The organism is Sphingomonas sp. (assembly GCF_035910975.1).
Lineage (GTDB): Bacteria > Pseudomonadota > Alphaproteobacteria > Sphingomonadales > Sphingomonadaceae > Sphingomonas.
The window spans coordinates 1-2,051 of the sequence record NZ_JAMHWM010000003.1 but is presented as its reverse complement, the minus strand read 5'-3'; the positions used below and the strand labels follow the sequence as shown (position 1 = coordinate 2,051).

General features: G+C 69.4%; 2 protein-coding genes. Both read left to right on the top strand.

The genetic code is table 11. The features are described 5' to 3' along the window. Window positions 1–401, top strand: a 401-nt coding sequence (locus VYI76_RS00055) for a hypothetical protein (protein WP_326522728.1), incomplete at its 5' end; no start/stop codon positions are given. A 757-nt stretch (window positions 402–1,158) separates the two neighbouring features. Then, window positions 1,159–2,051 (top strand): ISL3 family transposase (locus tag VYI76_RS00050; protein WP_326522727.1); only part of this gene is annotated, 893 nt, incomplete at its 3' end.

Here is a 2,051-nt window from a genome sequence, read left to right as displayed (position 1 = left end):
GCGCCGCATTTCCGGCAAGCGGAGTGCTCGAACTGGAGCAGGTGGCCGCAGATCGCGCAAAGCGAGAGCTTCATGGACGTTTTCCCCCTGGTTTCGGCCTGCAAGACCTTTGTCGGGAGCATAGGGCAGCGACCGCCGCTCGGTCGAGCGGTCCCGACTGCCGGGTGGACGGCCACGGCACGTTCGCGTTTCGTGGTGGCGCGCCAACGATGAGCCCGTACATGTGTGACAGCCTACCGCGACTGTTCTACGCGGAGGACCTGGCGTTGATGATCGGCTTGGCCCTCGTCATCGGGCGATCGATCGTCCCGCTGGTTGTGGCGAGCATCTTCGTCGCCTATGGCGTGCTGGCCCTTGCCGAGCTGTTCGGGCGGGCGCCCGGGCTCGGCGCGACGCCATAGGCGACGATCCTTCGGGGGCCATAGTGGGCATCGATGCCAGGGGTGGGCCAACGGCACAGGGGGCCCATTCGGACCTTTGCACAATGAGGAGTGAGCGACCGCTCTCCGCCCTTCACGACTTAGTCTGTTCCTGGCGCATCGCGATCGATGTATGACGGATCGTGCCTGACCTGAGGGGTTGCCGTCAGGGAACGATCCCTCGCGCGGCGCCAGCTTGGCCACCCGCGCCATGACGAAACGCGCCTCGGGCTCGTGCCTCGGATCGGCGGAGCCCGCCTCGTCGGCGGGCGCGATAGCCGAAGGACGGGACGCGGCTCGACGGGCCCGCGGGCCCGCTCACCCCGCCCCGACGATCTTGCATTCTGTATCCGCCCAGCATCCGGGGCCCCGCGCGTAAATCGGCAAGCGTCGGCCCACGGCCGCCGGCTCCGGCGCCCCCCGTGTCCTCGCCTTCGGCCGCGGGCCGCGCCAGGGCGCCTTCGCCCGGTTGACACGCGCGTCCCCGGGCGCGGGTCGGGCGCACGCCCTCCCCCGCTCTGCCTTTGAATGCTTGAGGCGCATTCAGATCCAGATTGGAGGACGGCGCCGCCCATCGGCTGTCAACAAGCACTGAATCGGGACCCCCTATCGGCGTCGAAGATTGGGTCTGACTCAAATTCCGTGCAGATTTGCCGGGAGGTCGTCTGCTGGCCGTGCGATTTGAGCGCTTTGGGCCAGGAGGCAACGGCGGGTGGGCAGGAGCGTATGGAACGGTGGGTTGAACCCGCCGGGGCTGGTGGTCGAGCGCCGGTCGTTCGTCGACGGCGTGGTGGAGGTTTCGGGTCGTGTCGCCGGAGCCGCCGGCCGCTGCCCGGATTGTGGGACGTCGTCGTCCTCCTGCCACAGCCGCTATGTCCGGACGCTGTCAGACCTGCCGATCAGCGGCGCGATTGTGAAGCTGCGCCTGAGCGTCCGCCGGTTCCGATGCAAGCAGCGCGCCTGCCAGCGAAAGACGTTCAGCGAGGCCTTGGCGCCGGGCATCGGGCGTCGTCACGGTCGGCGCGTCGCCCGCTGCGATGAGCTCGTGCACGCCGTCGGGCTGGCCCTTGGCGGGCGGCCCGGGTCCCGGATGCTGGCGCGGCTGGCGGCGCCGTGGTGGAAGGATACCTTGCTGCGCGCGGTCCGTCGCGAAGCCGCCGCGGCCAGTTCCGCTCCCGCGGCGACGGTGATCGGCATCGACGACTTCGCCTGGAGACGCGGCCACAGCTACGGAAGCATCATCGTCGATCTGGAGCGACGGACAGTGATCGACATCCTGCCGGACCGGCAGCGTGAGACGGTGATGGCCTGGCTGAGGGCAAACCCGCAGGTTCGCATCATCTGCCGCGATCGAGGCCCGGGCTATGGGGCCGCGGCCGCGGAGGCGGCGCCCCAGGCCCGGCAGGTGGCGGACCGCTGGCATCTGTTCGAGAACGCTTCCGCCGCCTTCCTCGCGGCGGTCCGGTCCGAGTTGCCGCGACTGCGCAAGGCGCTTTCGCCCGAAGCGCCTGTCGATCCAGAGACCTTGAGCAAGGCGGAGCGGATTCAGTGGGAGGCGGCGATGACCCGCGAGGCGGTCAACCGACAGGTCCTGGCGTTGGCGTCGCAAGGCGTTCCCCTCAAGGCGATCGC